Annotated in this window: 21 protein-coding genes and 1 tRNA gene; 13 read left to right on the forward strand and 9 right to left on the reverse strand. The window is 70.0% G+C overall.

The genetic code is table 11. From position 1 onward, the window contains the following. Positions 1-37 precede the first annotated feature (37 nt). A complete protein-coding gene (locus ACFYXC_RS02900; protein ID WP_389546125.1) occupies positions 38-1,261 on the reverse strand; it encodes an alpha/beta hydrolase in 1,224 nt (407 codons plus the stop codon). Positions 1,262-1,434: 173 nt separating this feature from the next. Continuing rightward, positions 1,435-2,103, reverse strand: a complete 669-nt coding sequence (locus ACFYXC_RS02905) for a TetR family transcriptional regulator (RefSeq protein ID WP_389546128.1) — start codon at positions 2,101-2,103, stop codon at positions 1,435-1,437. Between the two features lie 135 nt (positions 2,104-2,238). Here ACFYXC_RS02905 and ACFYXC_RS02910 point away from each other — a divergent pair, with 135 nt between their 5' ends. Both ACFYXC_RS02910 and ACFYXC_RS02915 read left to right on the forward strand, forming a co-directional pair. Then, positions 2,239-3,858, forward strand: coding sequence for an MFS transporter (locus ACFYXC_RS02910; protein ID WP_388908544.1), 1,620 nt, complete (start codon positions 2,239-2,241; stop codon positions 3,856-3,858). 295 nt (positions 3,859-4,153) lie between these two features. Next, on the forward strand, positions 4,154-4,462 hold the full coding sequence (locus tag ACFYXC_RS02915; RefSeq protein WP_388909120.1) for a small hydrophobic protein: 309 nt from the start codon (positions 4,154-4,156) through the stop codon (positions 4,460-4,462). Positions 4,463-4,897: 435 nt separating this feature from the next. On the opposite strand, the gene aceE is transcribed toward ACFYXC_RS02915, so the two are convergent. Then, positions 4,898-7,645, reverse strand: coding sequence for a pyruvate dehydrogenase (acetyl-transferring), homodimeric type (aceE, locus tag ACFYXC_RS02920; protein WP_389546132.1), 2,748 nt, complete (start codon positions 7,643-7,645; stop codon positions 4,898-4,900). A gap of 506 nt (positions 7,646-8,151) precedes the next feature. On the opposite strand from aceE, the gene ACFYXC_RS02925 reads away from it, so the two are divergent. The 6 genes from ACFYXC_RS02925 (at position 8,152) to ACFYXC_RS02950 (ending at position 13,210) form a co-directional block, all read left to right on the forward strand. Then, a complete protein-coding gene (locus ACFYXC_RS02925; protein WP_055519877.1) occupies positions 8,152-8,589 on the forward strand; it encodes a DUF3052 domain-containing protein in 438 nt (145 codons plus the stop codon). A 443-nt stretch (positions 8,590-9,032) separates the two neighbouring features. Beyond that, the gene (locus tag ACFYXC_RS02930; RefSeq protein ID WP_389546135.1) at positions 9,033-9,491 is read left to right on the forward strand and encodes a peroxiredoxin; all 459 of its coding nucleotides are present in this window, start codon (positions 9,033-9,035) and stop codon (positions 9,489-9,491) included. 160 nt (positions 9,492-9,651) lie between these two features. Beyond that, positions 9,652-10,227 (forward strand): TerD family protein, encoded by a 576-nt coding sequence (locus ACFYXC_RS02935; RefSeq protein WP_055617911.1) that lies wholly within the window; start codon positions 9,652-9,654, stop codon positions 10,225-10,227. A gap of 133 nt (positions 10,228-10,360) precedes the next feature. Continuing rightward, positions 10,361-10,936, forward strand: coding sequence for a TerD family protein (locus ACFYXC_RS02940; protein WP_221357651.1), 576 nt, complete (start codon positions 10,361-10,363; stop codon positions 10,934-10,936). Positions 10,937-11,201: 265 nt separating this feature from the next. Beyond that, entirely contained in the window at positions 11,202-12,347 is a 1,146-nt protein-coding gene (locus tag ACFYXC_RS02945) for a DUF475 domain-containing protein (protein WP_389546139.1), read from the forward strand. A gap of 122 nt (positions 12,348-12,469) precedes the next feature. Then, positions 12,470-13,210, forward strand: a complete 741-nt coding sequence (locus ACFYXC_RS02950) for a Tellurium resistance (protein ID WP_389546142.1) — start codon at positions 12,470-12,472, stop codon at positions 13,208-13,210. Positions 13,211-13,361: 151 nt separating this feature from the next. On the opposite strand, the gene ACFYXC_RS02955 is transcribed toward ACFYXC_RS02950, so the two are convergent. Continuing rightward, on the reverse strand, positions 13,362-14,249 hold the full coding sequence (locus ACFYXC_RS02955) for a TerD family protein (RefSeq protein ID WP_389546145.1): 888 nt from the start codon (positions 14,247-14,249) through the stop codon (positions 13,362-13,364). A 201-nt stretch (positions 14,250-14,450) separates the two neighbouring features. Here ACFYXC_RS02955 and ACFYXC_RS02960 point away from each other — a divergent pair, with 201 nt between their 5' ends. The 3 genes from ACFYXC_RS02960 to ACFYXC_RS02970 are packed head-to-tail and all read left to right on the forward strand — an operon-like array spanning position 14,451 to position 19,174. Next, positions 14,451-15,617: an HpcH/HpaI aldolase/citrate lyase family protein gene (locus ACFYXC_RS02960; protein WP_388908530.1), complete on the forward strand. Its 1,167-nt coding sequence runs from the start codon at positions 14,451-14,453 to the stop codon at positions 15,615-15,617. Between the two features lie 57 nt (positions 15,618-15,674). After that, positions 15,675-18,335, forward strand: coding sequence for a phosphoribosyltransferase (locus ACFYXC_RS02965; RefSeq protein WP_389546149.1), 2,661 nt, complete (start codon positions 15,675-15,677; stop codon positions 18,333-18,335). After that, positions 18,335-19,174: an HAD family hydrolase gene (locus tag ACFYXC_RS02970; RefSeq protein ID WP_388908526.1), complete on the forward strand. Its 840-nt coding sequence runs from the start codon at positions 18,335-18,337 to the stop codon at positions 19,172-19,174. The genes ACFYXC_RS02965 and ACFYXC_RS02970 overlap by 1 nt, the downstream gene beginning before the upstream one ends. A 111-nt stretch (positions 19,175-19,285) precedes the next feature. On the opposite strand, the gene ACFYXC_RS02975 is transcribed toward ACFYXC_RS02970, so the two are convergent. The 3 genes from ACFYXC_RS02975 to ACFYXC_RS02985 form a co-directional block, all read right to left on the reverse strand. Then, entirely contained in the window at positions 19,286-20,014 is a 729-nt protein-coding gene (locus ACFYXC_RS02975; protein WP_389546152.1) for a DedA family protein, read from the reverse strand. A gap of 199 nt (positions 20,015-20,213) precedes the next feature. Then, positions 20,214-20,441, reverse strand: coding sequence for a zinc ribbon domain-containing protein (locus tag ACFYXC_RS02980; protein ID WP_388908524.1), 228 nt, complete (start codon positions 20,439-20,441; stop codon positions 20,214-20,216). Positions 20,442-20,450: 9 nt separating this feature from the next. Continuing rightward, the gene (locus ACFYXC_RS02985; protein ID WP_389546155.1) at positions 20,451-21,062 is read right to left on the reverse strand and encodes a DUF4383 domain-containing protein; all 612 of its coding nucleotides are present in this window, start codon (positions 21,060-21,062) and stop codon (positions 20,451-20,453) included. 193 nt (positions 21,063-21,255) lie between these two features. On the opposite strand from ACFYXC_RS02985, the gene ACFYXC_RS02990 reads away from it, so the two are divergent. Further along, entirely contained in the window at positions 21,256-21,885 is a 630-nt protein-coding gene (locus tag ACFYXC_RS02990) for a DUF4352 domain-containing protein (protein WP_389546157.1), read from the forward strand. Between the two features lie 207 nt (positions 21,886-22,092). Here ACFYXC_RS02990 and ACFYXC_RS02995 read toward each other — a convergent pair whose 3' ends face one another. Both ACFYXC_RS02995 and ACFYXC_RS03000 read right to left on the reverse strand, forming a co-directional pair. Further along, positions 22,093-22,512, reverse strand: a complete 420-nt coding sequence (locus ACFYXC_RS02995; RefSeq protein ID WP_389546160.1) for a VOC family protein — start codon at positions 22,510-22,512, stop codon at positions 22,093-22,095. 158 nt (positions 22,513-22,670) lie between these two features. Next, positions 22,671-22,745 (reverse strand) — tRNA-Val (locus ACFYXC_RS03000). A 206-nt stretch (positions 22,746-22,951) separates the two neighbouring features. Between ACFYXC_RS03000 and ACFYXC_RS03005 the strand changes: the two genes are divergently transcribed. After that, positions 22,952-23,770 carry a DUF4097 family beta strand repeat-containing protein gene (locus ACFYXC_RS03005; protein WP_389546163.1) on the forward strand — a complete coding sequence of 273 codons (819 nt, stop codon included), beginning with the start codon at positions 22,952-22,954 and terminating at the stop codon, positions 23,768-23,770. Positions 23,771-23,823 lie beyond the last annotated feature (53 nt).

Raw genomic sequence — 23,823 nt, forward strand, 5'->3', positions numbered from 1 at the left:
AGTCCCCTCCCTGTACGGACCGCTCTTTCCTCGTTCTCTACGCGCGTCCCACTTCGGCCGGGCCGGACAGGCCCTTCCGGCACACGTCGTCCCGGTGCGCGCAGCGAACCGCGTGGTACGCGCCAATCCCGATCTCGGCGAAGTTCCGCAGGCTGTCGGTCCCCGGCTCGAAATATCCGGTGTGTCCCTCGGCCCCGCGCGCGGACAGCACCCGTGCGCCGAACTCCGCGGACATGGGATCGGCGCCGTGCCCGAGCCCGCCGACCTCCAGGTGCGGTACGTCCTCGATCCAGTCGTCGGAGTCCCGCACGGCCCACACCCGGGCCGTGGTGCGCAGCTGCGCCGCCCTCTCGACCCGCATGCCCGGACTGCCCGCGACCGCGATGTCGGTGACCCGGGCCGGCAGCGCACGCGCGGCGACCCCGCACACCACGGAGCCGTAGCTGTGGCAGTAGAGCGCGACGCGCGAGCGGCCGGGCAGCGCCCGGACGAGGGCGCCGAGCCGGACCGCCCCCTCCTCGGCGCGGATCCCGGTGGCGGCGTCCATGCCGAGCCCGCTCGGTGCCGTGTAGTCGGCCCACGCGATGACGGCCGTACGCGTCCCGGGGCTCGCCTCGCGTTCGGCGCGGTACAGGGCGACGGCCATCCCGACGGGCGCCGTGTACTTGCGTCGGGTGCGCTGGAAGGTCAGCAGGTCGGTGTCGACACCGGGCACCACGACCGACACCCGGTCGGCCCGAACGAGGTCGCCGAAGACCTCCGCGACCCGGCCCGACCCCATCGGGTCGAAGGCGAGGACGCGTCGCTTCTTTCCCGTCAGCGCCTCGTACCGGTGCATCCGGCGGCCCGCGTCGTGCCGGCCGGCCGGCGAGAGCCGCTTGTCGCGCATGCGTTTCCGCTCGACCTCGCGTGCCTGGTCGAGGGCGATGCGGTTGGCGCGGTACCGCAGACCCACCGGCGCCCCGTTCATGTTGCCGACCGCGAGCGGGTAGCGGGCGGCCAGCCGGGTGCGCTGGCGCGCGTCGAGCGAGGCGAAGAAGCGGGCCAGCCGGGCCGGCGTCGTCGCGTGCGGGTCCGGCAGCCGGTGCCCGCCGAGGTGACCGCGTTCCCAGGCGGCCAGGGAGGTCGCGAGCGGGGTGGCCGCCCCCCGGTGGTTGCGCACCGCGGTCCAGCCGGTGGTCCCGAGCATCACGAACACGACGGCCAGCGCGAGCAGCATGCGCCAGACATTGAGTTGGGGGGTGGAGTCGAAGGAAGTCACTGAAAGGACACACTAGGAGAACGGGAGGGTCTCGCGTCAATCGAGTGAGACGGATCACGTTTCCGTCGGGGTAATTGGGGCAAAGTGGTTTGATCGCGCCCGGGGTCAACTCCCCGTGTACGCACATGAGATGGTACGTGCGCATGTGAGTGGAACTCCGCGTACGGCAGGAGTCACTCCACGTGCCCGGTGCCCCTGTTGTCTCGCGTGTGCCAGTTCTCCGCCAACGCGGGCCCGATCTGGTCCAGATATGAGGCGGTCAGCTCCCGCATCGCGGCCACGCTGAAGTCCTGGCCCGCTCCCCACCGGCGAGCCGTCAGCCGCAGCACGCCGCCGAACAGGGCCACCGCCACCCGCGGGCGCGGATCGGCGTCCACGTCGACGCCCTCGCGCTCCGCGATCACCCGGGCGAGTTCCTCCTCCAGTCCCTCCTGGCGGCACAGGTGGGCGGCGAGCAGCGCGGGCGTCGACTCGATCAACTGGAACGTGCGCATGTGCAGTTCGATCGGGACGACGGCCTCGATGGCCTCCCCGATGGTGTCCCAGTTCGCCATCACGGCCCGGCGCAGCGCGTCCAGCGGGGGTTCGTGGGGCGGGCGCCGGCGTACCGCGTCGAGGAAGTGGGCCTCCGTCATCTCCTGGACGGCGAAGGCGGCTTCCTCCTTGCCGGCGAAGTACCGGAAGAAGGTGCGCTGGGAGACGTCGACGGCGTCGACGATCTCGTCGACCGTCGTCTTCTCGTAGCCGTTGGCGGTGAACAGCTCCAGGGCGGCCCGTACCAGCGCGTCCCGGGTGCGCTGCTTCTTGCGTTCGCGCAGCCCCGGCCGTGGCGCCGTGTCCATGGGGGTCCTCTTCTCGTCCTTCGGTGGCGCTCAGGTGTCCGTCCGTCTGGCGCACCCGCACCGCCGATGACTTGTCAGTTACCGAATTGTGAATTGGTTTGTCAATTGTCAGCGACTGTCACTAACCTCGAAGGCATGACTAGTCAGACCACCGTCGACAAGACGGGCCCGGCCGACGAGGCCCCGGCGGCCGCCTCCGGTACGGCCCCGGGCAAGGGGCTGCGCGGGCACCCGTGGTACACCCTGATCACTGTGGCCGTCGGCGTCATGATGGTGGCCCTCGACGGCACCATCGTGGCGATCGCGAACCCGGCCATCCAGAAGGACCTCGGCGCCACCTTCGCCGACGTCCAGTGGATCACGAACGGCTACTTCCTCGCGCTCGCCGTCACCCTGATCACCGCGGGCAAGCTCGGTGACCGGTTCGGCCACCGCCAGACCTTCCTGATAGGCGTGGTCGGCTTCGCGGCGGCCTCGGGGGCCATCGGCCTCTCCGACAGCATCGCCTTCGTGGTCGTCTTCCGCGTACTGCAGGGCCTGTTCGGCGCGCTGCTGATGCCGGCCGCGCTCGGCCTGCTGCGGGCCACCTTCCCGGCCCACAAGCTGAACATGGCGATCGGCATCTGGGGCATGGTCATCGGCGCCTCCACCGCGGGCGGTCCGATCCTCGGCGGGGTGCTCGTCGAGCACGTCAGCTGGCAGTCCGTCTTCTTCATCAACGTGCCGGTCGGCATCCTCGCGGTCGTCCTCGGCGCGGTCATCCTGACCGACCACCGCGCGGCGAACGCGCCGCGCTCCTTCGACCTGCTCGGCATCGGCCTGCTGTCCGGTGCCATGTTCTGCCTGGTCTGGGCGCTCATCAAGGCGCCGGAGTGGGGCTGGGGCGACGCGCTGACCTGGGGCTTCCTCGGCATCGCGGTGCTCGGCTTCGCCCTGTTCGCGTTCTGGGAGAACCGGGTGCGCGAGCCGCTCATCCCGCTCGGCCTCTTCCGGTCCGTGGCACTGTCGGCCGGTGTGGTCCTGATGGTGCTCATGGCGATCGCCTTCATGGGCGGCCTGTTCTTCGTCACCTTCTACCTGCAGAACGTGCACGGGATGAGCCCGATCGACGCGGGTCTGCACCTGCTGCCGCTCACCGGCATGATGATCGTCGGCTCGCCGCTGGCCGGCGCGATGATCAGCAGGACGGGTCCGCGTGTTCCGCTCGCGGGCGGTATGGCGTTCACCGCCGTCGCCATGTTCGGCATCTCGACGCTGGAGACGGACACGGGCAGCGGGCTCATGTCGCTCTGGTTCGCGCTGCTCGGTCTCGGTCTCGCGCCCGTCATGGTCGGCGCCACCGAGGTCATCGTGGGCAACGCGCCGATGGAGCTCTCCGGTGTCGCGGGAGGTCTCCAGCAGGCCGCCATGCAGATCGGCGGCAGCCTCGGCACGGCCGTCCTGGGTGCCGTGATGGCCTCCAAGGTCGACAGCGACCTCGCGGGCAACTGGGCCGACGCGGGGCTTCCGAAGCTCGCCCCGGAGGAACTCGACCAGGCCGCGGAGGCGGTCCAGGTGGGTGCTCCGCCGGTGGCGCAGGGGACCCCGCCGGAGATCGCCGCCAAGATCACGGAGGTCGCCCACGACACGTTCATCTCCGGGATGAGCACGGCGAGCCTCGTCGCGGCCGGTGTCGCCGTCGTGGCCGTCTTCGTCGCCTTCCTCACCAAGCGGGGTGCCAACGCGGAGGCGGGCGCGGGCGTCGGCCACATCTAGGGTTCGTCCCGTCACTTTCCGCGCGGCCCCGCCGAGTTGATTCGGCGGGGCTTTCCCCTATCCGGGTGATGCCTTCCCGTATGACTTTCATATTGCCCGGGTTGCAGGTCAGAGTGCTCTCGACTGATCTGTACGAGACGGGCAGTTCGGTTGTGGACGCGGCGTGCTGCCGGAGGGGGGCAGCGCGCCGCCCCCCGTCGAAAAGAAGTACGGGTCTGAATTGACATGACCGGGGTACCCGACTTTCGAGCCCGAACCGACCGGCATTCGGTCGGCTCATAGGTCCAGGGAGTTGATGATGGCGGGCTTTGGTCACACCACGCGCAAACACCCTCGCTCGCGTCGCCGTACGGGGTCACGGAGCGGGCCGGACAGCGCGACGCTCGGAATCATCGGAGTCATCTGCGCGGTCGCCGGTTTCTTCGTGCTGGGAATCATCCTCGGCCCGGCGGCGATCGTCTGCGGCTGGCTGGCCATGGGGCGCCGCTGGAACGGCGCGAAGCCGTTGCCTGCGGTGATCGCCGTGGTGCTGGGAGCGATCGACACGATCCTGGCCATCGTGTGGATGGCCGGAACGGCGGGTCCCGGCACGGGCGTGTTCTGACCGCCCGATGAGAGCGCCTCTGAAAAGTCCCCGCGGCCACTCCGGCCGCGGGGCACTTTTTTTAGGCGCCGCCCGCCCTCATGGCCGGCCGCGCAGTTTCCCGCGCCCCTGAAAGACGGGGCTGCGCCCCGACACAGCCAGGTTGTCGTCTGCGGGCAGCCGCCGGCCGGTCGCGCAGTTCCCCGCGCCCCTTGAAAGACGGGGCTGCGCCCCGATAGGGGCGCGGGGAACTGCGCGCTCAACCCCCACACACCCGCACCCGCACACCTGCCCGCAGGCCCCCGGCCTCTCAGGGGCGCGGGGAACGGCGCACTCGCCGGAGGCCCCGCCCCCAGGGGCGCGGGGAACGGCGCGACCAGCCCTCGCGCGCCCGCAGGCGACACGCGACCCGGGGCGGCGGCGGGCCCGGGCCCGCGCAGGGCCCCGGGTCAACGACTACGCGTCCCCGCCCGCCGCACCAGGATCCGCCGCAGCCACATCAAGCAGCTGATACCGATCCACCGCCTGCTTCAGCACCGACCGGTCCACCTTCCCCTCCCGCGCGAGCTCCGTGAGCACCCCCACCACGATCGACTGCGCGTCGATGTGGAAGAACCGCCGGGCGGCACCACGCGTGTCCGCGAACCCGAACCCGTCCGCGCCCAGCGACTGGTAAGTCCCCGGCACCCACCGCGAGATCTGGTCAGGAACGGACCGCATCCAGTCGGAGACGGCCACGAACGGCCCCTCGGCCCCCGAGAGTTTGCGCGTCACGTAAGGAACGCGCTGCTCCTCCTCCGGGTGCAGCAAGTTGTGCCGCTCCACCTCCACCGCCTCGCGCCGCAGCTCGTTCCAGGAGGTCGCCGACCACACATCGGCCCGTACGTCCCACTCCTCGGCGAGGATCCGCTGCGCCTCGACCGCCCACGGCACCGCCACACCCGACGCCATGATCTGCGCCGGGATCGAGCCCGACGTCCCGGGCGCGAAGCGGTGGATGCCCTTGAGGATGCCCTCGACGTCGACGTCCGCCGGCTCCGAGGGGTGCTGGATCGGCTCGTTGTAGACGGTCAGGTAGTAGAAGACGTCCTCGCCGTGCGGGTACTCCTCGGACGAGCCGTACATCCGCCGCAGCCCGTCCTGCACGATGTGCGCGATCTCGAACCCGTACGCCGGGTCGTAGGCCACGCACGCCGGGTTCGTCGAGGCGAGCAACTGCGAGTGCCCGTCGGCGTGCTGCAGACCCTCACCCGTCAGGGTCGTGCGTCCGGCGGTCGCCCCTAGCACGAACCCGCGCGCCAACTGGTCGGCCATCTGCCAGAACTGGTCACCGGTGCGCTGGAAACCGAACATCGAGTAGAAGACGTAGACCGGGATGAGCGGTTCGCCGTGCGTGGCGTACGCCGAGCCGGCCGCGATGAGGGAGGCCGTGCAGCCCGCCTCGGAGATGCCGTCGTGCAGCATCTGCCCCGTCGGCGACTCCTTGTAGGCGAGGAGCAGCTCCCGGTCCACCGCCTCGTACTGCTGCCCGAGCGGGTTGTAGATCTTCGCGCTCGGGAAGAACGAGTCCATGCCGAACGTGCGGTACTCGTCCGGTGCGATCAGCACGAACCGCTTGCCGATCTCCTTGTCCCGCATGAGGTCCTTGAGCAGCCGTACGAACGCCATGGTGGTGGCGATCGACTGCTGCCCTGAGCCCTTCTTCACACTCGCGTACGTCTTGTCCTCGGGCAGCGCGAGCGGCTTCGACCGCACGACACGCGTCGGGACGTACCCGCCGTTGCCCTTGCGGCGGTCGTGCATGTACTGGATCTCCTCCGAGTCCCGGCCCGGGTGGTAGTACGGCGGCGCGCCGGACTCCAGCTCCTTGTCGGAGATCGGCAGGTGCAGCCGGTCGCGGAAGCCCTTGAGGTCGGCGACCGTCAGCTTCTTCATCTGGTGCGTGGCGTTGCGGCCCTCGAAGTTCGGGCCGAGCGTCCACCCCTTGACGGTCTGGGCGAGGACCACGGTCGGCTGGCCCTTGTGCGCCTTGGCCGCCGCGAAGGCCGCGTAGACCTTCCGGTGGTCGTGACCGCCGCGGCCCAGGTGCAGGATCTGGTCGTCCGTCATGTTCTCGACCATGCCGCGCAGCCGGTGGTCGCCGCCGAAGAAGTGCTCACGGATGTACGCGCCGGTCTCGGTCGCGTACGTCTGGAACTGGCCGTCGGGCGTGGTGTTCAGCTTGTTGACGAGCACGCCGTCGCGGTCCTGCGCGAGCAGCGGGTCCCAACTGCGGTCCCACACCACCTTGATGACGTTCCAGCCGGCGCCCCGGAACTGCGACTCCAGCTCCTGGATGATCTTGCCGTTGCCGCGCACCGGGCCGTCGAGGCGCTGGAGGTTGCAGTTGACCACGAAGGTCAGGTTGTCCAGGCCCTCACGCGCGGCGATCGACAACTGGCCGAGCGACTCCGGCTCGTCCATCTCACCGTCGCCGAGGAACGCCCAGACGTGCGACGTGGAAGTGTCCGCGACGCCGCGCGCCTCCATGTAGCGGTTCATCCGCGCCTGGAAGATCGCGCCGAGCGGGCCGAGGCCCATGGAGACGGTCGGGAACTCCCAGAAGTCCGGCATCGAGCGCGGGTGCGGGTACGAGGACAGCGCGTGCGGGGCCTTCGACTTCTCCTGGCGGAAGCCGTCCAGCTGCGCCTCGTCGAGGCGGTCCAGGAGGAACGCGCGGGCGTAGATACCGGGGGAGGCGTGCCCCTGGAAGAAGATCTGGTCGCCGCCGTCGCCCTCGTCCTTGCCGCGGAAGAAGTGGTTGAAGCCCACGTCGTACAGCGAGGCGGAGGACGCGAAGGTGGCGATGTGGCCGCCGACGCCGATCCCGGGCCGCTGGGCCCTGGACACCATCACGGCCGCGTTCCAGCGGGTCGCGTTGAGGATCTTGCGCTCGATCTCCTCGTTGCCGGGGAAGAACGGCTCGTCCTTGGTGGCGATGGTGTTGACGTAGTCGGTGCTGCGCATCTCGGGCACGGCCACGCGCTTCTCGCGGGCCCGCTCGATCAGCCGCAGCATGAGGTAGCGCGCCCGCTCCCGGCCGCGCTGGTCGACAGCGGCGTCGAGGGAGTCGAGCCACTCCTGGGTCTCTTCGGGATCGAAGTCAGGGACCTGACTCGGAAGGCCGCCAATGATGATCGGGTTGCGATCGGGTCCGGAAGCCACGCTGTTCCTTCGCTCTCGGGGGCCGCTTCTTCTCGGTTCTTCCCAGTTTTTACTTTGGTTTTTCTCTGGTTTCCTGGGCGTCTGCGCCGTTCCCCATCGTGTACCTCGGGAGCGGAAACGTCATCTCTACCGAGAGGTAACCGACACGTTCGTCCCGTTCCCGCAAGGGCGGGTCCGGCGAATCGCAACGATACGCCCGGCCCGTGACGTGTACCGCAAAGGCATTCGAGTCTCGTACCCTCGTAGGGTTCCGAAATTCGCAAACCGGGCAGATTCCTGTGGTGTGCGTCACCAATGGCTGTGATTCCCTGACAGGAGTTGCGGCGACACGGCCTGGATCGTCACCGTTTCGGCGGTCTGGACGGCCGGGTACTTGCGCGATCCGCCCCGCCCGTGTGGACTACGGCCAATGCTTCGCGCACGCGCGTGGCTTGAACTTCCCCAAGGTCTCGGCTTCGCCCGAGCTGGGGAGGACCCCATTACCGAACATGATCAGGAGGCAACCCGTGAGCGCGACCGCGGACCACGCGGAGGAGCGGACGAGCCTGGCCGCCAGGCTGGGATTCCAGCCCGAGCAGGTGGTCCAGGAGATCGGCTTCGACGATGACGTCGACCAGGAGCTCCGCTCGGCCATTGAAGAAGTAATCGGCAGCGAGCTCATGGACGAGGAGTACGACGACGTCGCCGACGCCGTCGTGCTCTGGTTCCGAGACGACGACGGCGACCTGACGGACGCGCTGGTGGATGCCACCACGTACGTCGAAGAGGGCGGCGCCGTCCTGCTGCTGACGCCCAAGACCGGCCGAGACGGTTATGTGGAGCCCAGCGACATCGCCGAAGCTGTGACGACCGCGGGTCTGTCCCAGACCAAGGGCATCAGCGTGGGGAAGGACTGGAGCGGCACGAAGCTGGCGACGCCGAAGACGGCCGCCAAGAAGCGCTGAGGCGCAGCCGAGGCCAGGAGGCCCCCGCCGACTCCGGTCGACGGGGGCCTCGTCCGTCCAACCCCGCAGACGACGACGCACCCGCACCCGGCGTTTTTCAGGGGCGCGGGGAACGGCGCGCTCAGCCACAACGCACCCGCACCCGGCGTTTTTCAGGGGCGCGGGGAACGGCGCGCCGAGCCACGACGCACCCGCACCCGGCGCTTCTAGGGGCGCGGGGAACTGCGCACCCAGCCACGGCGTGCCCGCACCCGGTACACGACCGGTGGCCGTCTGCCTGCCTGCCGGGGCCTGTGGAGCGCCGCGGGCCGTCGTGGCTGGTCGCGCAGTTTCCCGCGCCCCTGCAGGGCGGCCCCTTCGGGGCGCCCTCAAGGGCCCGCGGGGACGCTGCGTAGGGTGGGTGTCACCCGAACGGCCCGATTCGACGGAAGGGACGCAGCACCATGGCGATCGAGGTCGGCGACAAGGCCCCGGACTTCGAGCTCAGGGACAATCACGGCGCCACCGTGCGGCTCTCCGACTTCCGCGGCGCCAAGAACGTGGTGCTGCTCTTCTACCCCTTCGCCTTCACCGGCGTGTGCACCGCCGAGCTGTGCGCGCTGCGCGACAACCTGCCGCGCTTCGCCGACCGCGACACCCAGCTCCTCGCCGTCTCGAACGACTCGATCCACACCCTGCGCGTCTTCGCCGAGCAGGAGGGCCTGGAGTACCCGCTCCTGTCGGACTTCTGGCCGCACGGCGAGGTCTCGCGCGCCTACGGCGTCTTCGCCGAGGACAAGGGCTGCGCGGTGCGCGGCACCTTCGTCATCGACAAGGAGGGTGTCGTCCGCTGGACCGTCGCCAACGCCCTGCCGGACGCGCGTGACCTGGACGAGTACGTACGGGCACTCGACGCCCTGTGACCCGGCACCGGCGCCGCCCCGCGGGCAGGGATGCCGACACTTCGGGATTCTTCGCGCCCAGGGCCTGCGGTGACCGGGAACCCCTCACTAGGATCGACACGTTGATCCGATACCAACGCACTACGGGGCTTCCCGCCCCCGGACACCAATGGGAGGACTCGTGGGAGTCAGCCTCAGCAAGGGCGGCAACGTATCGCTGTCGAAGGAGGCCCCGGGCCTGACCGCGGTCATCATCGGTCTGGGGTGGGACATCCGCACCACCACCGGTACCGACTTCGACCTCGACGCCAGCGCCATCCTGACGAACGCGGAGGGCAAGGTCAGCAGTGACGCCAACTTCGTGTTCTTCAACAACCTGAAGAGCCCCGACGGCTCCGTCGAGCACACCGGTGACAACACCACCGGTGAGGGCGAGGGCGACGACGAGCAGATCAAGGTCAACCTCGCCGGGGTCCCGGCGGACATCGAGAAGATCGTTTTCCCGGTCTCCATCTACGACGCCGAGAACCGCCAGCAGTCGTTCGGCCAGGTCCGCAACGCGTTCATCCGCGTCGTGAACCAGGCCGGCGAGGCGGAGATCGCCCGGTACGACCTCTCCGAGGACGCCTCGACGGAGACCGCGATGGTCTTCGGCGAGCTGTACCGGCACGGCGCGGAGTGGAAGTTCCGCGCCATCGGCCAGGGGTACGCCTCGGGCCTGCGCGGTATCGCGCAGGACTTCGGCGTCAACGTCTGAGCCCTCCTCGGGACCGCGTGCGGTCCCGGGCCGCTCCACCACTTCGCGTCCGGCGCCGCACACTCCCAGTGCGGCGCCGGACGTGGTGGTTCCGCAGCACAACCCAACGGCTCCACCGGAGAGGACCAAGAACATGGGCGTCACGCTCGCCAAGGGGGGCAATGTCTCCCTCTCCAAGGCCGCACCGAACCTCACACAGGTGATGATCGGGCTCGGCTGGGACGCGCGCTCCACCACCGGAGCTCCCTTCGACCTCGATGCCAGCGCGCTGCTGTGCAACTCGGGACGGGTGCTCGGCGACGAGTGGTTCATCTTCTACAACCAGCTCAAGAGCCCGGACGGCTCGGTCGAGCACACCGGGGACAACCTCACGGGTGAGGGAGACGGCGACGACGAGTCCCTCCTGATCGACCTCTCCAAGGTGCCCGCCGGCGTGGACAAGATCGTCTTCCCGGTCTCCATCCACGACGCCGACAACCGCGGCCAGACCTTCGGTCAGGTGAGCAACGCCTTCATCCGGGTCGTCAACCAGGCCGACGGCCAGGAGCTCGCCCGCTACGACCTCTCCGAGGACGCCTCCACCGAGACCGCGATGATCTTCGGCGAGGTCTACCGCTACGGCGGCGAGTGGAAGTTCCGCGCGGTGGGCCAGGGCTACGCGTCGGGGCTGCGGGGCATCGCCCTGGACTTCGGAGTCAACGTTTCGTAAAGCGGAGTACGCGGAAGACGCCTTCTGTGATCGGAGAGTCTGCCGTGGTGCCCCGAAATCGAGGTGTCCCCTGGCAGCAGGCGTGCCACCCGGGTTCGGACCCGCTGGACCTGCGACTCTCCGGGGGGACGGGCCCGGCCCTCTCCTCCGGGGAGTCGGCCCTCTAGACTTCGTGGTCAATGTTTCGTAAAGCCGGGTACGGCGGGGGGAAACCCCCTCCGGACTTCGTCCGGGGGTAGCCCCCCAACTCACGATTGGGTAGCCAGTGGTTCTGAAAACCTTCGGCTGGTCGTTCGCGGTCACCGCGCTCGGCCTGGTCGCAGCGGTGCTGATCGGCGGGTGGACCGCCTTCGGGATCGTGCTGATCCTGTCCATCCTCGAGATCTCGCTGTCCTTCGACAACGCGGTGGTCAACGCCGGCATCCTGAAGAAGATGAGTGCCTTCTGGCAGAAGATCTTCCTCACCATCGGCATCCTCATCGCCGTCTTCGGAATGCGGCTGATCTTCCCCGTCGTGATCGTCGCGATCAGTGCTTCGCTCGGCCCCATCGAGGCGGTCGACCTGGCACTGAACGACGCGGATCGCTACCAGGAGCTCGTCACCGACGCCCACCCGTCGATCGCCGCCTTCGGTGGCATGTTCCTGCTGATGATCTTCCTCGACTTCATCTTCGAGGACCGTGACATCAAGTGGCTCGGCTGGCTGGAGCGCCCGCTCGCCAAGCTCGGCAAGGTCGACATGCTCTCGGCCTGCATCGCGCTGATCGTCCTGCTGGTCACCGCGCTGTTCCTCGCCCCGCACGCCCACCTGCACGCGGGATCCGCCGACAAGACGGAGACGGTGCTGCTCTCCGGCGTCGCCGGCCTCATCACCTACCTCGTCGTCGGCGGGCTCTCCGGGTTCTTCGAGAACCGCCTGGAGGAAGCCGAGGAGCGTGAACACGAGGCCGAGGAGGAGGCCAAGGCCAAGGGCAAGGAGATCTCCGCCGGCGCCATGGTCGGCAAGGCCGCGTTCTTCATGTTCCTCTACCTCGAGGTCCTGGACGCGTCCTTCTCCTTCGACGGCGTCATCGGCGCCTTCGCCATCACCAACGACATCATCCTGATGGCGCTCGGCCTCGGTATCGGCGCGATGTACGTCCGGTCGCTCACCGTCTACCTGGTCCGCCAGGGCACGCTGGACGACTACGTCTACCTGGAGCACGGCGCCCACTACGCCATCGGCGCCCTGGCCGCGATCCTCCTGATCACCATCCGGTTCGAGGTCAACGAGATCATCACCGGTCTCATCGGCGTCGTCCTGATCGCCTGGTCCTTCTGGTCCTCCGTCCGCCGCAACAAGGCGCTGGAGGCCGCCGGGGGAAAAGCTGACCCCTCGGACGACAAGACACAGGTCTCGTCCGGGGTGTGACACCGGTCAGGTTGAGGAACGCTCTGTGAGGGCGGCCGCCGAGGAGTCCTCGGCGGCCGCCCTCGCGTAGGGGCCCCGGCTCTTCGCCGGGGCGGGGCGAACAGGTGAGGGTGGGGGCGGGAATGAAGTTCTGGGACAATCTGTGGAGCGGCAGCCGGGCCACGCAGTTCGACTCGGGCAGCGCGGCGACCAACGCCATCGAGCTGACCAAACGGAACCACACGATCTCACTCACCAAGCAGGGCGCGGCCACCGGCAACCTCCGCATCAACCTGTCCTGGCGGATGCGGACCTCCGACATAGGCGGGCCCCAGCGGGAGAGTCTGCTGCGCCACCCCTTCAGGGCGTTCAAGCCGGAGGTGGTGCAGGCGCACACGCAGTCCATGGTCAACGTCGACCTCGACCTCGGCTGCATGTACGAGCTGACCGACGGCACCAAGGGGGTCGTCCAGCCGCTCGGGGGCTTCCTCGGCGAGCTCAACGGCGCGCCGTACGTGAAGCTCAGCGGTGACGACCGCTTCGGCTCCGGCTCGGGCGAGACGATCTTCGTCAACCTCGACCACCGCGAGGAGATAAAGCGGCTCCTGGTCTTCGTCTACATCTACGACCAGACCCCGGCGTTCGACCGTACGCACGCGATCGTGACGCTGTACCCGAGCAACGGGCCACGGGTCGAGATCGGCCTCGACGAACGGCACTCGCAGGCCAGGTCCTGCGCGGTCGTCATGATCGAGAACGTCAAGAACGAACTGGTCGTACGCCGCGAGGTGAAGTTCGTCTACGGCTTCCAGGCAGAACTGGACCGCCTCTACGGCTGGGGCCTCCAATGGGGCAGAGGCTACAAGGCAAAGGCCGACCGCTAGCACCCCCCGGCCCCGCAGGGGGCGCGGGGAACTGCGCGCCCAGCCCCATGCGGCCCGCGGGTGACGTGCTGCGCGCCCCTTGAGGCGCCGTAAGGGGCGCGGGGAACTGCGCGCTCGGCCACAACCGGGCCGCAGCCGGCAACGCGCGGGCTCAGCGTCCGATGAACTGCGGCCCCTGCGGAGGAAGACGGAAGTCCGGGTCGGGCACCGGCCCAGCCGACTGGGGATACCCGTAGGCAGGCTGACCCGTGGGCTGCGGATACCCGTACGCAGGCTGGGTGGCAGGCGGCTGCTGCCGCGTAGGCTCCGGACCGGGCGCGGCCGGAGGATACCCGTAAGCAGGCTGGATAGGCTGCTGCGGCACCTGCGCGGGCCGCTCGGGCGGCAGCGCCTGAGGCTGAGCCTGCGACTGAGGCTGCGGCTGAGACCGCGCACCGGCCGACCCCGCGGCCCCCTCCCCGGCCCCGCCCTCGGCCTCCGCCTCGGACTCGTCCACCGAGATACCGAAGTCGGACGCCAGCCCCTGCAGCCCGTTCGAGTACCCCTCGCCGAGCGCCCGGAACTTCCAGCCCTCCCCGCGCCGGTACAGTTCACCGCAGATCAGCGCGGTCTCCTCACCGGTCTCCGGCTTGATGTCGAAGTACGCCAGCGGTTCGGCGTCCGCGATCGTGGCGTCGAACACCAGGATCCGCAGCGACCGCACGCGGTCGAAGGTGACACCGTCGGCGGAGGCGACGAGGAGAACCCGCCCCACACTCTCGTCGACGCCCGCCAGGTCCGCCTGGATCGTGTCGGTGAGCCCCTCGGCGGGACCGTCGTTCACCCGCTTCTTGCCGAGCCGCCAGACCTTGCCCGAAGGATGCCGGGGCTGGTTGTAGAAGACGAAGTCCTCGTCCGACCGCACCCGGCCGTCGGAGCCGAGCAGCAGCGCCGAGGCGTCCACGTCCGGAAGACCCCGCCCCGGGGTCCAGCGCAGCACGGCGCGCACCGCCGTGGCGTCCAGCGGGACGTTCGACCCCTTCAGCATGGCGTGCGTCATGCGGTCATCCTGCCTTCTCGGTCCTGGTCACGACAACGCGGGGTTGTGGTCCGGTTCGGCTTGTTGTGCGAAGACGAGGGCACAATGGTGTTTGTCTGCGTTACCTGAATTTCATGCCCGATGGGAACCCTTGACACGGATCTCTACGTACTATTACCGGCCACATATCGTCAGGCCGCACAGCCGCCCCGGGGGTAACTCATGCGTCATTTCGGGCATCTCGCCCCTGAGGTGCGGGAGCGCCTCTTCTTCCAGGAGCCGTGCGACTTCACCGCGGACTCCTCGCCCCGGCTCCTCGCCGCCGCTCTCGGGGCCACCCTCTACAGCCCTGCGACCAGGGAAAAGCTGGCCGACGACATCATCAAGCAGACCGGTCGCGGGGTCGTCTCGATGGTCCTGTGTCTGGAGGACTCGATCGACGACGCGGACGTCGTCGGCGCCGAGGAGAACCTCGTCCGGCAGTTCGGGGATCTGGCCGAACGCTGCCCCGAGGCCGCGTTGCCCCTGCTCTTCATCCGGGTCAGAGCACCCGAGCAGATCCCCGACCTCGTCCGCCGCCTCGGCGCGTCCGTCCGCCACCTGTCCGGATTCGTACTGCCGAAGTTCACCGAGGAGCGGGGCATCCCGTTTCTGGAGGCGCTCACCGAGGCGGAGGGTGCGAGCGCACGACGGCTTTTCGCCATGCCGGTCCTGGAGTCACCCGAACTGCTCTACCGCGAGTCGAGGGCGGAGACCCTCGCGGGGATCTTCCGGGCCGTCGACAAGTACCGCGACCGCGTGCTCGCCCTGCGGCTCGGCGTCACCGACTTCTGCTCGGCGTACGGGCTCCGCAGGGCGCCCGACATGACCGCGTACGACGTACAGATAGTGGCCTCCGTGATAGCCGACGTGGTGAACGTCCTCGGACGGGCCGACGGCACCGGCTTCACGGTGACCGGGCCCGTGTGGGAGTACTTCCGCGTCCAGGAGCGCATGTTCAAGCCGCAGCTGCGCCGCAGCCCCTTCCATCCCGAGGCGGACGCCCTGCGCGCCTCGCTGATCGAGCACGACATGGACGGCCTGCTGCGGGAGATCTCCCTCGACCGGGCCAACGGGCTGGAGGGCAAGACCTGCATCCACCCCTCGCACGTACTGCCGGTGCACGCCCTGTCCGTCGTGAGCCACGAGGAGTTCAGCGACGCCCAGGACATCCTGCGGCCCGAGCGGGGCGGCGGAGGCGTACTGCGGTCCGCGTACACGAACAAGATGAACGAGGTGAAGCCGCACCGCGCCTGGGCGGAGCGGACCCTCCAGCGCGCCGAGGTCTTCGGCGTCACCAACGAGGACATCGGCTTCGTGGAGCTGCTCGCCGCCGGAATCTCCGGCTGACACCCACCGCCGCGCGGCCATCCCACCGTCCGACACCGTCCGACACCCAAGGAATCCATGAACAAGGCTGTGCACGACGGGTCCGGCGTCTGGTCCGCGACGGGCTTCCGTCCGGGGACCGAGGCCGCCACCAGGACCGGTTCCGGAACGGGATCCGGCACCGGGGCCGGATCCGCCAGCGGTGAGGTCTGGTCCGGGAGCTGGGTCGCCGGACGGCTCGGCGTCGAACTCGGCGGCGACGAGGGCCTCGGGGAGCTGCTGGGACTCGCGCTGCGGCGCAACCCCAGGAGGGCGCACCTGCTCGTGTCGAACGTGCTCGGCAAGCACGTACCGCAGTCACCCGCCGTCGTGTACGGGTACGGATTCGCGCTCGGCCTGCGCGTACGCGACCTGCTCGGCGAGGACGAGGCCCGCCGCGCCGTCGTCCTCGGATACGCGGAGACGGCCACCGGACTCGGCCACTCGGTCGCGGACGGCGTGGGCCTCGCCCCCTGCCTCCACTCCACCCGGCGCCCCGTCGAGGGCGTCGCGCGGGCGGGCGGTTTCGAGGAGTCCCACTCGCACGCCACCTCGCACCTGCTCCTCCCGGAGAACCCGGACCTGCTCGCCACCGACGGCCCGCTCGTCCTGGTCGACGACGAGTTCTCCACCGGCAACACGGTCCTCAACACCATCCGTGACCTGCACGGACGCTATCCGCGCAGCCGGTACGTCATCGTCGCCCTGGTCGACATGCGCTCGGCGGCGGACCTCGGCCGCCTCGCGGACTTCGCCCGCGAGATCGACGCCACCGTGGACCTCGTGACGGCCGCCTCCGGCACCGTCCGGCTCCCCGAGGGCGTACTGGAGAAGGGTCAGGCGCTCGTCGCCGAGCACGAGCAGGCGGCCGCCGTGGCGCCCGCGCCCCGACCGGACCCCGCCGGCGTCGTCCGCGTGGACCTCGGCTGGCCGCAGGGCCTCGCCGACGGCGGACGGCACGGCTTCACGCCCGAGCACCGCGTCCGTCTCGAAGGCGCACTGCCCGCCATGGCGGCCCGAATAGCCGGGGCGCTCCCGCCCGACGCCCGCCACGGCCGCGTCCTCGTCCTCGGCTTCGAGGAGCTGATGTACGCGCCGCTGCGGCTCGGGGTCGCGCTGGAGAAGATGACCGACGCCGAGGTGCGCTACTCCACGACCACCCGCTCACCCGTGCTGGCCGTCGACGACCCCGGTTACGCGATCCGCACCCGGCTCGTCTTCCCCGCCCACGACGACCCGGCCGACGGCCCCGGCGAGCGGTACGCCTACAACGTCGCCGGAGCCGGCTTCGACGCCGTCGTCGCCGTGGTCGACTCCACCGCGGACACCCCCGCGCTGCACGCCCCGGACGGCCTGTTGGCGCAGCTGGCCGCCCACACGCGGACCGTCCTGCTCGCCGTCGTCCCCTCGTACGTACCCGCCGCACCGGCTGTACCCGCCGCACCGGCTGTACCCGCCGCACCGGCTGTCTCCGCCGCACCGGCTGTACCCGCTGCGTCCGCTGCACCCGCTGTACTCGAATCCTCCGCTGAAAGGCCCTCGATGCTGCCCGAGCCCCTCCGTGGCCCCGCCTTCTCCTCGTACGCGTCGGACGAGGTCGGCTGGCTGCTGCAGGACCTCTCGGACACCCGCTTGGAGGCGCCGACCGAGGAGCGCGAGGAGGCCATCCAGAGCGGTGGCGCCCACTACGCCGAGTCGCTCCCGGTCGAGTACCAGCCGAGCCCGCAGTACCAGGAGCTGTTCCGCGACGCGCTCGCCACCTCGGCCGCCCGCATCGCCCTGGCCGTCGGCGCGGTCACCGAGACCGTGCTGGCGGAACGCTCACCGCGGCCCGTACTCGTCTCCCTGGCCCGTGCCGGCACCCCCGTCGGCGTCCTGATGCGCCGCTGGGCGCAGCACCGCCACGGCGTCGACCTGCCGCACTACGCCGTCTCCATCGTGCGCGGCCGCGGCATCGACGCCAACGCGCTGCGCTGGCTGGCCGCCCACCACGACCCGGCCGACGTCGTCTTCGTCGACGGCTGGACGGGCAAGGGCGCCATCACCCGCGAACTGGCCCAGGCCATCGAGGAGTTCGAGGCCACCGACGGTATCGGCGGCTTCGACCCGGAGATCGCGGTCCTCGCCGACCCCGGTTCCTGCGTACGGACGTACGGCACCCGGGAGGACTTCCTCATCCCGTCCGCCTGCCTCAACTCCACCGTCTCCGGGCTCGTCTCGCGTACGGTGCTCCGCGCGGACCTGGTCGGGGAGCACGACTACCACGGGGCGAAGTTCTACCGCGAACTCGCCGGCTCGGACGTGTCCACCGACTTCCTGGACGCGATCTCCGCCCGCTTCGACGAGGTCGGCGACGCGGTGGACGACCGGGTCAAGGAACTGCTCGCCACCGACCGCACCCCGACCTGGGAGGGCTGGGCGGCCGTCGAGCGGATCAGCGAGGAGTACGGCATCCACGACGTGAACCTCGTCAAGCCGGGCGTCGGCGAGGCGACCCGGGTGCTGCTGCGCCGCGTCCCCTGGAAGATCCTCGCCCGTGCCGGAGCGGGCGCCGACCTCGACCATGTACGGCTGCTCGCCGAACAGCGCGGCGTACCCGTCGAGGAGGTCGCCGAACTCCCGTACACTTGCGTCGGGTTGATCCACCCCAAGTACACGCGCGGCGCGACCGGCGCCGACGGCCGGGCGGTGACGGTCTGATGCCGAACCCGACCGGCCCCACTCCCGGTGTGCGTCCTCGCGCGCTCGTCGCCAGCGACCTCGACCGCACGCTCATCTACTCCGCCAACGCGCTCGCGCTGACCACGCCCGACGCCGAGGCGCCCCGTCTGCTCTGCGTCGAGGTCTACGGGGGCAAACCGCTGTCGTACGTGACCGAGACCGCGGCCGGGCTGCTCACCGAACTGGGCGGGGCGGCGGACTTCGTCCCGACCACGACCCGTACCCGCGAGCAGTACCACCGCATCCGGCTCCCCGGCCCCGCGTCGACGTACGCGATCTGCGCCAACGGCGGCCACCTCCTCGTCGACGGCGTCTCCGACCCGGCGTGGCACACGGCGGTGACCGAGCGCCTGGCACGGGAGTGCGCCCCGCTGGACGAGGTGCGCGCACACATGGCGGCTGCCGCGGACCCGGCCTGGGTGCTCAAGCAGCGGGTCGCCGAGGACCTGTTCGTGTACTTCGTCGTCGAGCGCGACCTGCTGCCCGCGGAGTGGGCCAAGGAACTGGCCGTGTGGGCGGAGGACCGCGGCTGGACCGTCTCCGTCCAGGGCCGCAAGATCTACGCGGTGCCGAAGCCGCTGACCAAGAGCGCCGCCATGCGGGAGGTCGCCCGCCGTACGGGCGCGACGCTGACCCTCGCGGCCGGCGACTCCCTCCTCGACGCCGACCTCCTGCTGGCCGCGGACCGCGGCTGGCGCCCCGGCCACGGCGAGCTGGCCGAGGCGGGGTGGACGGGACCGGGGATCACGGCGCTTCCGGAACGGGGCGTGCTGGCGGGCGAGCGGATCCTGACGGAGTTCCTGAGCGCGGCCCGGTAGCTCGTCGGGAGCCGTATGGGGATGGGGAGTGGGGGGATCGGGGTTGGGGTCGGGGGCGGGGCTGGGCTGCTGTGGAGCAGGCAGGGGCCGGGTCGGCCGGTGGAGGGCCGCTCAGCTGCGGGGAGCCCGCCGGTCGCTGCCGGCGCCGGTGGTCTCGCGCGCAGCGGCGGTTTCGGTCGCCTCCGGGGCGCCGGACGGACCCTGACGTCCACGTCGCCTGCTCCCGCGTCCTCGCCCACGCCTGGACAGGCGTACGCCCGCGAAGGCCAGGACCGCGAGGGCCGCGGCGCCCAGTACCACCTTCGAGTAGGTCGTCACATAGCCGGTGACGACGGTCCAGTTGTCGCCGAGCAGATAGCCGGCGAGGACGAAGACGGTGTTCCAGATGGCGCTGCCGAGGGTGGTCAGGCCGAGGAAGACGGGCAGGGGCATCCGCTCGACACCCGCCGGCACCGAGATCAGGCTGCGGAAGATCGGGATCATCCGCCCGAAGAACACGGCCTTGGTGCCGTGCCGGGAGAACCACGCCTCGGTCTTCTCGATGTCCGACACCTTGACCAGCGGGAGCCGCCCCGCGATGGCCACCGTGCGATCGCGGCCGAGCAGCGCCCCCACCCCGTACAGCGCGAGGGCGCCGACGACCGAACCGGCCGTCGTCCACAGCAGCGCGGCGAACAGGTTCATCTGCCCGGTGCTCGCCGCGAACCCCGCGAGCGGCAGGATCACCTCGCTCGGCAGGGGTGGGAAGAGGTTCTCCAGGGCAATGGCGATGCCGGCGCCCGGGGCGCCGAGCGTGTCCATGAGGCCGTTGATCCACTGGGGTGCGCTGCTGTCGGTCACCCACCCGACGCTAGAGAACCGAACCTGAAGCCAGACTGAAGTGGGAGCGGGAGCGGGAGCGGGAGCGGGAGGGGGAGCGGGAGCGGGAGGGGGAGCGGGAGCGGGAGGGGAGCGGTAGCCGTGTGGCCATAGCAGGGCGTCAGCTGCGGTGGACGAACGCCGTGGCCGGGCGAACGCGGTGGCCGGGCGCGGGCGGAGGTCAGCCGCAGCAGCCCCCGCCGCAGCAACCGCCGCCACCGCCTCCACCGCTGGTCCGGGGAGCCGGCGCGGCCGCCGACGCGGAGCCGCCGACCGCGACCGTCGACAGCAGCTTCACCGTGTCGTCGTGGCCGGCCGGGCAGGCCGCGGGCGCGGACGACTCGGCCATCGGACGGCTCTTCTCGAAGGTGTCGCCGCAGGTCCGGCAGCGGTATTCATAGCGAGGCATGCGCTCAGGTTAGCGGGCGGAGCGGCTGTCTCCCAGAGGAGCCGGGGTGGAACGCGTGCCCTGGGCCAGGGCCTTCGCGCGCAGTTCGGCCCCTGCCTGCTGCCGCTGCTCCTGGGCGGCCTGCTCGGGATGGCGGGACCGCCAGTACGGGTTGTCGTGGGGCAGGGCCGAACCGACGCGCCCGTACATCCCGAAGAACATCAGCATCACGCCGACCACGAAGCTGAACAGCACGTTCGGCATGCGGAAGGCGAGGAAGTTGAGGCCGGAGTCGAGCAGGACGAGGTTCACGAAGCCGCTGAGGATGAAGAGGACGCCGAGGACCATGTTGATGGTCGAGGCGACGTTGCCGCCGATCACCATGCCGGCGAAGAGGAGGAGCCCGACGCAGATCGAGAGCACGCTGAGCGCGCCGTTGGTACTCAGCCCCGAGACGGTGTCACCCCTGGTGTCGAAGAACCCCACCTTGTCGATCAGACCCAGGACGCCGAAGACGAGCAGTACGAGCCCCATGAGCCCCGCGCCGATCCGGTAGAACCGGCTGAGCCGGTGGTCGACCGGCAGATGCTCGTCGAGACGGATCCGCCGCCTGGGCGCCGTACGCAGTACATGCGAGGCCATGTCCGCCTCCTCGGGTGCGAGCGCAGCACATCGGTCCCCTCAGCATCCGCCCACCGAGGCGCTCCCGCCAGCCCTGGCCTGAGTATCCGTGCGATATATGAACATACTTCCGATCTCATCCCAGTAACTTACACATCTGGCGCAACGGTAGGATTCGCGTCTCTCGCGCAGATGCAAACCAATGGGGGACGAGATGAGTCAGCAATACCCACAACGGCCCGAATGGGGACAACAGCCACAGCAGCAGGGCCAGCCCGGATGGGGTGCCCCGCCGCCCCCGCCGAAGAAGCACAGCACAGGCAAGATCGTGGGTATCGGATGCGCGGGCGTCTTCGCGCTCCTGGTCATCCTCGGAATCTTCGGCGCCGCCCTGGGCGGTGGCTCCGACGACAGCGGCAAGGACAACCCGGCGGCCGCCACCGAGGACACGGGCGCCGCGGCCGAGGCCGACGAGCGCGACGCTCCGAAGAAGGAGAAGGAGGAGGCGGCGCCCGAGTCGCCCGTCAAGGTCACGGCGGAGAAGACCACGTTCAAGGGGTCCGTCCTCGCCGACGGAGACGACTACACCAGCGTCGCCGTGACGGTCACGAACAACAGTGACGAGTCGATCGACGTCAATCCGCTGTACTTCGCCATCACCGACAGCAAGGGAACGAAGCACAGCGCCGAACTGGGCGCGGACGAGAACCAGATCGACACCGTGGAACTGGCCCCCGGCGAGAACGTCTCGGGCAGCGTCACCGGCAAGGGCCGCTTCACCCCGAAGTACGTGACGTACACGGACGGGCTCATCGGCGACTCGATCCGCAGCAACGTGTCCTGACCCCGGCACGGCGCCGCAGGACCGCAGGACCGCCGACAGGAGTCAAGGCCCAGGCCGCCGGCTTGCACCCCGGCTGACCTGGGCCTTGCCTCTATGCGCTGGGGCTGGTGGGCGCGGACGGTACCGAACTGCCGACATGCGCGCTGCAAGTCGGCGCGCTCACCGACCGGGACAGCCCGGTCGGCCCCGCCGTGACGGCTGCCCAGGTCATCGGAGCGCGTCGACCGCGACGGGGCGGGGGCGATGCGCTCGCACGTCCACGGGGCGTCCGTCGGGATCGCGGGCCGTCATCGTCCACTGTGTGGGCAGTGTTTCGATGTCGCCGACCGGCCACCCGGCACCCAGGATGCGCTCGCGCGTCTCTTCCAACTGAGCGTACGTACCCAGGCGCAGCCCCCATCCCGCCCGGCCGAGGGGATCCAGGCCGGCGGCGGGGGCGGCAGCGGTCTCGACGATCATCAGGTGGTCGTCACCGCCGACATCGACGACTGCGATCCGAGGCTCGGAAGAAGTCGCAGCGCGCTCGAACGCGAGCGCTGCCCCGAGCAGCTCCGTGTAATACGACACGAGCCGGTCGAGGTCGGTCGTGGACAGGGTCAGGTGGTTGATTCCGAGGAGATCGGCCATGGTCGGCCAACTGTATTTCACCTACGGGACGCCACTTCGGCCGCGTGCGAAGGGGGACGGACGCCACGACGCGCCCACGCTCGAAACCGCGACCCGCACAAAGGCCCAGGCATCCGGCGTCACACCGGTTGACCTGGGCCTTGTTCATGTCCACGGACTGGTGGGCGCGGACGGTTTCGAACCGCCGACATCCGCCTTGTAAGGGCGGCGCTCTACCGCTGAGCTACGCGCCCGGGACGAGTCGACAGCCTACATTGCCCGGGGCGGTGCCCCGCAAACCCGTTCTCGGGGATCGGGGCGGGCGGGGGATGCGGGGGTTTACCCCACCTCGTATCCGGGAGTGGTCCGGATCCCGTGGTGGGGGCCGGATCCGTACGGTCGAGGTGTGTCCGGGGCACAGCGTGGGGCCGCGGGCGGTCGAATGTGGGGGAGTCCCGTCATGAGTGGTCGTCAGCGTTCTTCGAGCAGTGATGTACGGCGTTCGAGCCGGTACGGCACCCGGGGGCGCCGGGGCTCCCTGGCCGCGGTCGGCGTGGGGGTTCTCGCCGTGGGGCTGCTTGCCTCCGGGTGTGGGAACAGCGCCGAGGACGACACCGAACCGGAGAAGCGGTCGTTCGCGTTCAGCGGGCGGGCGCTGACCGTCGACTCGGACGACTCGGCGCTCGAACTCGTCGCGGGGGACGTGGACGAGGTCCAGGTCACCCGGTGGTTCAAGGCCAGCGTCGCGATCGGGCGGGATCCCGAGATCAGCTGGGCGATGAAGGACGGCACCCTCAAGCTCCGCGTGCACTGCGCCGGTGTGGTCGCCGACTGCTCCGCCAAGCACCGGATCGTGGTGCCCCGCGCCGTCGCCCTCACCGTCAAGGACCAGGACGGCAGCGTGCGGGCCACCGGCTTCGAGAAGGGCCTCGACATCCGGTCGGGTGACGGGTCCGTCCGCGTTCAGGACGTCTCCGGCGCCCTCACCCTGCGCACCGCGGACGGATCCGTTCACGCGACCGGCATCGACTCGCGGCGCGTCGACGTGCACACCCAGGACGGTTCCGCCCGCCTCGAATTCGCCTCCGTTCCGGACCGGGTCTCGGCGCGCGGGCAGGACGGTTCGCTCACCATCGGGCTGCCGGACGCCACCTACCGCGTCACGACCGGTACCAAGGACGGCTCCGTGGATGTGTCGGTCCCCCGTGACGAGAGCAGCCCTCACGTGGTCTCCGCCCACACCCAGGACGGGAAAGTCACGGTGCGTACGGCGAACTAACCGACCCGTGTGTTCGTCCTTACCTGGTGGGAGAATGAAACGGGACCACCGGG

The sequence above is a fragment of the Streptomyces sp. NPDC002701 genome (assembly GCF_042889045.1).
Classification (GTDB): domain Bacteria; phylum Actinomycetota; class Actinomycetes; order Streptomycetales; family Streptomycetaceae; genus Streptomyces.

What these genes read in the sequence shown, in the direction of transcription:
- ACFYXC_RS02950 (WP_389546142.1), top strand. Translation starts at nt 12,470, where the DNA reads ATGAAGTTCTGGGACAATCTGTGGAGCGGCAGCCGGGCCACGCAGTTC.
- ACFYXC_RS02990 (WP_389546157.1), top strand. Translation starts at nt 21,256, where the DNA reads ATGAGTCAGCAATACCCACAACGGCCCGAATGGGGACAACAGCCACAG.
- ACFYXC_RS02970 (WP_388908526.1), top strand. Translation starts at nt 18,335, where the DNA reads ATGCCGAACCCGACCGGCCCCACTCCCGGTGTGCGTCCTCGCGCGCTC.
- ACFYXC_RS02995 (WP_389546160.1), bottom strand. Translation starts at nt 22,512, where the DNA reads ATGGCCGATCTCCTCGGAATCAACCACCTGACCCTGTCCACGACCGAC.
- ACFYXC_RS02915 (WP_388909120.1), top strand. Translation starts at nt 4,154, where the DNA reads ATGATGGCGGGCTTTGGTCACACCACGCGCAAACACCCTCGCTCGCGT.
- ACFYXC_RS02910 (WP_388908544.1), top strand. Translation starts at nt 2,239, where the DNA reads ATGACTAGTCAGACCACCGTCGACAAGACGGGCCCGGCCGACGAGGCC.
- ACFYXC_RS02980 (WP_388908524.1), bottom strand. Translation starts at nt 20,441, where the DNA reads ATGCCTCGCTATGAATACCGCTGCCGGACCTGCGGCGACACCTTCGAG.
- ACFYXC_RS02930 (WP_389546135.1), top strand. Translation starts at nt 9,033, where the DNA reads ATGGCGATCGAGGTCGGCGACAAGGCCCCGGACTTCGAGCTCAGGGAC.
- ACFYXC_RS02940 (WP_221357651.1), top strand. Translation starts at nt 10,361, where the DNA reads ATGGGCGTCACGCTCGCCAAGGGGGGCAATGTCTCCCTCTCCAAGGCC.
- ACFYXC_RS02905 (WP_389546128.1), bottom strand. Translation starts at nt 2,103, where the DNA reads ATGGACACGGCGCCACGGCCGGGGCTGCGCGAACGCAAGAAGCAGCGC.
- ACFYXC_RS02985 (WP_389546155.1), bottom strand. Translation starts at nt 21,062, where the DNA reads ATGGCCTCGCATGTACTGCGTACGGCGCCCAGGCGGCGGATCCGTCTC.
- ACFYXC_RS02955 (WP_389546145.1), bottom strand. Translation starts at nt 14,249, where the DNA reads ATGACGCACGCCATGCTGAAGGGGTCGAACGTCCCGCTGGACGCCACG.
- ACFYXC_RS02960 (WP_388908530.1), top strand. Translation starts at nt 14,451, where the DNA reads ATGCGTCATTTCGGGCATCTCGCCCCTGAGGTGCGGGAGCGCCTCTTC.
- ACFYXC_RS03005 (WP_389546163.1), top strand. Translation starts at nt 22,952, where the DNA reads ATGAGTGGTCGTCAGCGTTCTTCGAGCAGTGATGTACGGCGTTCGAGC.
- ACFYXC_RS02965 (WP_389546149.1), top strand. Translation starts at nt 15,675, where the DNA reads ATGAACAAGGCTGTGCACGACGGGTCCGGCGTCTGGTCCGCGACGGGC.